Origin of the sequence: uncultured Faecalibacterium sp. (assembly GCF_900066275.1) — a bacterium.
Lineage (GTDB): Bacteria > Bacillota > Clostridia > Oscillospirales > Ruminococcaceae > Faecalibacterium > Faecalibacterium taiwanense.
This window is the reverse complement of sequence record NZ_FMFG01000006.1, coordinates 87,059-93,442: the sequence shown is the minus strand read 5'-3', so window position 1 is coordinate 93,442 and position 6,384 is coordinate 87,059. Positions and strand designations below refer to the sequence as shown.

Here is a 6,384-nt window from a genome sequence, read left to right as displayed (position 1 = left end):
AAGCTCGGCCCCCTGGCCGTGGCCGTTGGTGATCTTATAGTAATGGGGCATACACTCGTACATTTCGGCCAGTTCTTTGCCCAGCTCCCCGGGGGCGCGGTAGTACATCATCAGCACCGAGGGGGAGCCGAAGGTCCAGCTGCCGCTGTTGCGCAGGGTGACGGCGGGGCGGCTCATCTGGCGGCTGGCGCTGCGGTGGAGGCGGCTCATCTGGGTGATGTCGTTGTAGAACAAGAAGCTCTGGATGAGGTCGCACTCCCCCAGCAGGTTGCCCCGCTCGGCGGCGGGCCACTCGGGGTGTTGGGCCACGGCGGCTTCCAGCAGGGCTTTCAGCTCCATCATTTTGGGGATCTGCTGCCAGGTGAACATCCGGCGCATCAGCACCAGAATGGCCAGCGGGTGGCGCTGCAGCGCTTCCACCGGGCAGCGGTCCAGCCGCTGCAGCAGCTCGGCGGGGCTGAGGGAGGCAAGCAGATCCCCCGCGTCCGCCTCGATGACGGCAAGGGCTGCGTCGCGGTCGCCGCAGTGCTCAAAGGCCTGCAAAGCGTGGAGGTACTGGGCTTTTTGGGCATACCAGCGGCCATACCGCTGCCAGACCTCCGTTTGCCGGGCGGCGGGCAGCTGGGCAAAGAGCCGCTCGGCGCACTCTTTCATCATGTGGTGGAAGCGGAAGCTCACCCCGTCCGGCAGGCGGGTGACAAAGGCGTTTTGCTGGGTGAGGGCCCGCAGCACCTCCTCCGCGTCGGGCAGGGCGGTGACAGCCCGGGCCATCTCCACCGTGAACTCATCGGCCAGCCCCATCACAGCGAGGAAGCCCCGGGTCTTCTCGGGCAGGGACTCCAGCATGGCGGCGGTGAACATGGCGTAGATGTCCGACCCCAGCTGCAGCAGGCTCCCCCGCTCGGCCAGGGCATGGAGGTTCAGGTAGACGGCGGAGAACCACCCCTCGCAGGAGCGCAGCAGGCTCTCGGCCTGGGCGGCGGTGATCTCCACGCCGCAGCGGTGGGTGTAGGCCAGCAGCTCCTCCCGGTTCAGGCGGAGGCCGTCGGCCTCGATGCGGTGGAGCCGCCGCCCCAGCCGCACCACCTGCTCCCCGGGCAGAAAGCGGTTGCGGCTGGCCACGATAAGGTGGACGTTCTCGGGCAGGCGGTAGGCCAGCCGACACAAAAACTGCGCCACCCGCTCGTCCCCCAGCAGGTGGAAATCGTCCAGAAAAAGATAGTAGGGCGTTTTGCCGCCCAGCGCAGCACACAGGTCCTCCAGCAGCAAAGCCGCGCCGCTGGCGTCAGCGGGGCAGTCGTAGCCCTCCAGCACCGTCAGCCCGGCGGCGGCAAAGGCCTTCTGCACGCTTTTCCAGAAGATGGAGCGGTTATCCGAGTAGATGCTGGCTTGCAGCACCACGGCCCCCGCCTTGGCCTGCTCTGCCAAGAACCAGCGCACTGCCGTCGTTTTACCGTAGCCCATGGGGGCCACCACCGCCGTGAGCGCACAGGACGCTATGGGCCGCAGCGTCTCCCGCATTCGGTCCGAGATGTAGATGATGTTCAGGTTCTGCCTGTTTCTGGCCATGCGCGTTCCCCTTTTCCTTATGCTAAGGCTATTGTAGCACATTTGCGGCGAAGAGAAAAGTGCGGCAGGGGTGCAAAAAAGCAGGCAGAGCCTTCGCCTTTGCGAAAAGTTCTGCCTGCGTTCTTTTTATAAATTGGGATTCTTGGGAGCGGCGGTTTTGGCTTAGTACATGCCGCCCTTCCAAACCACACTTTTGGAGCCGAATCACGAATATCGGGAAACGTAGACTTTTGTAGAATTATCAAGGCCACAAGCCGATTTTTCCAGATTCTCCGTTTTTGCACGATCCACGCTTTTCTACGCAAATCTACGCCACTTACCGGGTGATTGGCGTAAGTTTTGGCGTAAGTTTCGGCGTAAGAAATTCCGCTTCATGCGTCGAAAATCACAGGTTGCCGGCGATCTGTTCAAAGGCTCTTTCAACCGATTCAAAGCTGCTGTGCGTGTAGACATCCAACGTCACACTGGCATTGGAGTGTCCCATCAGGTATTGCAGGCTTTTTACATCCAGCCCGGCCTGCTGAACATTGGTGCAGAAGGTGTGTCGCAGCACATGAGGTGTAATGCGCGGAACAGGTTTGCTGTACGCCTTCTCAAACTTTCCCTGCACGCCACGCATATAGTTTTCCAAGTGCATTGCCACCTTCGGCATTCCGGACTTGTCCAGAAAGAGGAATCCGCTGCAACCATCCACCAGCGCTTCCACTTTCGTGGACGCTCTGGCTTTTACTACACGCCGCAACGCTGCACAAACGGTATCTGTCATGGGAACATTGCGGATACCGCTTTTTGTTTTCGGCGGTGTGACAAAGTAAGGCTTTTCAGCCGTCCGGCAAAGCTGCCGCCGGACATGGATGCAGTGCCGCTCAAAGTCGATATCTGCTCGTGTCAGGCCGTACAGCTCGCTCACACGCAAGCCAGTTCCCATAAGAATGACGATATCATCATAATAGTTGCCACCGTAGTCCTGAACGAATTGCAGATATTTCATCTGCTGCTCTCTGGTCAGGGCATTGCGCACATAAGCGTCCTTCGGCACAACGTCCGACAGCTTGAACTTAAATGGATTCTTGCGGATGATGTCATCCTCTACCGCCATCTCAAACGCCGGTCTGACAACGCTTTGCAGGATTCCTATGGTGTTTTGCTTGAAACCGCTGTCATGCAGAAACACGAACCAGCCTTTCGCATCGGACAATTTTACCGTTTTGATGGCTTTTTGCCCGAAAGGGTCAGCATGAATCCGCTTGACCGCTGTGTTGTACGACCGAAGTGAATTGGGTTTCAACCCACGTTTCAGGTTCATATAGCGGTCAACCAGATCAGCCACCGTCATCTCTCCGGCGGCGTAGTCGATGCCGTCTGCCAAATCGCGCCACAGTTCTTCCTCTTTTTTCCGCAGCTCTGTCAGGGATTTAGCGTAAATACAACGCCGTTTCTTGTGGATATCGGTATAACGATAGTCGTAGGTGCCGTTTGCTCTCTGGCTTTCGCCATCCTTCAAAACACGGCCCTTGCTATCCTTGCGCTTTTCAGGCATTTAGAAACTCCTTTCTGTGAAAAGCGCATATAGGGGTTGATTTTAGTATACCATACCGACTATGCGATTTCCACCGATATCGAATAGAAAAGACGTTGCATCATTCTCAAATAGAATACGCCTGCTCGATAAAGCAATCAAACAGACGGCGCTTGATCAAACGCTTGTTGCCCACCCAAAGGACAAATTTGCACTTATCCTCGTTGGTAATCTCACGCAGTTTATTGATGCCAATGCCGGAATAAGCCGCAGCTTCCTCCAGCGTTAAATTGCTCTTTTCCCAAATCGGAACTTGTCGGGGCTTGGTCCCTCCATCTTGCTGATGCAAGACCGTTCCGTCGCTTAAAGTCCCCACCGGGGACTTCATTGCTTCGCAAACGCGAACTTCCTTCATAGGCAGACCTCCACTTCCTTGTAACCGAACGCCTGTAACCGGGCAGGAAAACTCTCTTTTTCTGTACGCAGGGCATTCGGTGGGCTTTATACTTCTTCTTATCTTTTTAAGGTTACTTGGTTACAGAAAGCGGAAAACGCAGCAGCCATGCGGCAGTTGCGCCGTAACTAAGGTGTAACCGAATCTGTAACCAGACGTGTAACCGATGTCCATCAGAAGGGAAAGCTCAGCTGCTTGGCTTCCGCATCCGTCATTTCGGAGAAATTTTCAGCCCCGGTTTCGGGGCTGGTTACGCGCTCCCAGCCTTTCTGAACACCGTACTTCGGGTAACGCTTGGCGGTCTTGTGCGCCTGCCAGCCTTGGATATCGCCGCGCGAAATTCCCGTGTTCATGATCTCACAGATAGCACGGGTCTCCCACTCAGCCGGGATGTTCGTGTTGCCCAGCGCTTCCGCATAAAGCTGCTTGGAACACACCCGGTCACCCGTGTAGTCCTCCAGAAAGGCGTAGATCATGCCAGCCTGCGCATCCTCCTGCATGAAGTCCTGCTGATGGACTTGCAGCGTTTCCTGCATGGCGGGGCTGAACGCCAGCTTGTAATTACCGCTGTTGTAAATCGTCATGGCTTCTGCCCAGAGCTGGTCGATATAGGTGCGAGATTCCTCCTCATTGTCCAGAATGTGAACTTCGGCCAGTTCCGCATCCACCGGGATGGGGATGAAGCGGCGATTGCCCGTGCGGTCACGGGGCAAAAAATCCTGCCGGTTGGTCGTGCCAGCAAAAACACACTGGCGCAGACGGTCGGCAGGATGTGTTTCGTAGGGGACTTTATAGGTTTCCTTCTGCTTGCTGAGAAAGCTCTTGATTTCCTCGATGCTTTTGGCATTGGCGGTGGCAATCATCTCCGACATTTCAATGATCCAGTGACCTTGCAGCTTGCGGTACACGTTGTCATCGTCCAGCCGCCGCATGTCATCCGAAAACCACTCGTCCTTAACGGCCAGCAGACGGAAGAAGGTGGACTTCCCCGCACCCTGACCGCCCACCAGACAGAGCATGGTTTCAAATTTGCATCCCGGCTGGAACACCCGCTTGATGGCTCCCAGCAGGAAAATTTTCATAGCTTCGCAAGTGTACTCGTCCTCCGCAGCACCGAGAAAATGGTGCAGAACGTGGGCAATCCGCTCTGTTCCATCCCATTTCAGACCATTCAGGTAATCCCGGATGGGGTGGTAGCGGTTCTCGTTGGCAACGATGCGGATGGCCGATTCAATTTTCTTCTCGCTGGAAATACCGTATTTCTCCATCCGGCGCAGGATATACTTCATATCGATGTCGTTCAGCGTCTTGCCGGAGCGAGGCCAACCCACAGGCTTTACGATGTCGATGCGCTCGCTCAACAGATTCAGCCGGATGGCATCGGCCAGCACATGGTCGTTCTGCAAAATCGTGATGCAGTTTTGAATCGTCCGCTGGATTTCGCCGTTGGAGTGCTTAGTCAGCATTTCTTTCACATCTTCAACGGTTCGGGGCGTACGTTCTTCTTGATTGACTTCTTTGCTCAATAAACATCACCTCGTACTATTATTGAAAACGACTTTTCGAGTTTTCCGCAAGATGCGGTTCTCCGGGCTTCCACTGTGTCTGCTCTGCCTGCAAGCGATTCAGCAGTTGCAGAACGGAATCCCGTGCTTTCTCCTTGACCTGTTCTTTGCCTTTCTGCCGAACTTCCGGCTTCAGCAGCTTCTCTTGCAGACGTGTAGCGGTGGTCTGCATAGTCTTGAGGAACTTGTCCAGCACGGTGTCCAACCGATGGGCGGCATACTCTCTCGTGGACTGCGGAGCCTTGCGTTCCGGGGACAGCACCCACTTCTTCGTGTCCTCGATCATCCGCATATCTTCCTTGCGGGTCTCGGTGCGTACCACGTCCGTCACGACCTCCACCGCCTTGACGTAGGCTGCTGCCGAAACTTCATCGATCAGCGTTTCCATGTCGCTGACCTTGAGGGTCAATTCGTCCAGCTTGCTCTGCTGGATGGCAAGCTGTTCCTTCTGCTTGGCAAGGATGAAGTCCTGCTTTTCCAAATATTTGCGGTTGCCATACTCCGCTTCTTCCTCCAATTCCAGACCATGCCGCTTGGCGATCTCAAACAGCATCTTTCGGCAGGCGGCATCAAAGGTGATCTTGCGGTTGTTGCGGCGGCTGAGGGGCTTGTCCGGGTCGGGCAGCTCGAAGCCCAGTGCTTCCAATGCCTTTTCCTGCTGGGGTGCCATCTCGCCGTACTTGTTTTCGCAGTCGAACACATGACGCTCGTGGATGTGGGGTGTGCTTTCGTCCAGATGCAGTGCCCAGTCCAGCAGGTGCACATGAGCACCAAACCGTTCATGAAATTCAGCAATGAACTCCGTTACCACCAGAACCAGATCTTCCACCGATGCGTGTTCGTCCAACGTTCCGAACTGGTAGATGGTTTCTTCTGGGCAGGTTTTCTTTCCGGCAAGCAAGTCCTCTATGGTTCGGTTGCGCTCGGTATGACGAATCTTTGCATTGCGAGCATTCTGGTTCTCCACAAAGTGAGAGTAGTGGATTTCATAGAACATCTTCTCCACATCGCTGAACGCAGCAGTCTGTCTATCCTTGTCGGATGCAGAACGGATGCCATGATAGCAGTCCCAGTAGATATTGCCCTTTGCTCGTTCCGAGTCGATGTGTTCACTGTTGGCAAGGTTGAAACTGCGGTCATTGTGCTTTGGGTTATAGGTGCCGTGGGTTCCAGCTCGTCCGTTGTGTCGTGTTAATTTCAGATAGACATCCCTCTTTTCCTGTATTTTTTGTGTATGGCCACTCGTGCGATCAAATCACAGGAGTGATACAATTCTT

At 55.5% G+C, this 6,384-nt stretch carries 4 protein-coding genes and 1 pseudogene; all 5 read right to left on the bottom strand.

Features of this window, described 5'->3' with window-relative positions:
- A pseudogene (locus QZL71_RS04110) lies at positions 1 to 1,569 on the bottom strand (LuxR family transcriptional regulator); the annotation flags it as partial.
- Between the two features lie 385 nt (positions 1,570 to 1,954).
- Positions 1,955 to 3,109, bottom strand: coding sequence for a site-specific integrase (locus QZL71_RS04105; protein WP_294647897.1), 1,155 nt, complete (start codon positions 3,107 to 3,109; stop codon positions 1,955 to 1,957).
- Positions 3,110 to 3,215: 106 nt separating this feature from the next.
- A complete protein-coding gene (locus tag QZL71_RS04100; protein WP_294647900.1) occupies positions 3,216 to 3,437 on the bottom strand; it encodes an excisionase in 222 nt (73 codons plus the stop codon).
- A 278-nt stretch (positions 3,438 to 3,715) separates the two neighbouring features.
- Positions 3,716 to 5,008: a virulence-associated E family protein gene (locus QZL71_RS04095; RefSeq protein ID WP_294647895.1), complete on the bottom strand. Its 1,293-nt coding sequence runs from the start codon at positions 5,006 to 5,008 to the stop codon at positions 3,716 to 3,718.
- Between the two features lie 79 nt (positions 5,009 to 5,087).
- The gene (locus QZL71_RS04090; RefSeq protein WP_294647892.1) at positions 5,088 to 6,104 is read right to left on the bottom strand and encodes a hypothetical protein; all 1,017 of its coding nucleotides are present in this window, start codon (positions 6,102 to 6,104) and stop codon (positions 5,088 to 5,090) included.
- Positions 6,105 to 6,384: the final 280 nt, after the last annotated feature.

What these genes read in the sequence shown, in the direction of transcription:
- QZL71_RS04090 (WP_294647892.1), bottom strand. Translation starts at nt 6,104, where the DNA reads ATGTTCTATGAAATCCACTACTCTCACTTTGTGGAGAACCAGAATGCT.
- QZL71_RS04105 (WP_294647897.1), bottom strand. Translation starts at nt 3,109, where the DNA reads ATGCCTGAAAAGCGCAAGGATAGCAAGGGCCGTGTTTTGAAGGATGGC.
- QZL71_RS04095 (WP_294647895.1), bottom strand. Translation starts at nt 5,008, where the DNA reads ATGCTGACTAAGCACTCCAACGGCGAAATCCAGCGGACGATTCAAAAC.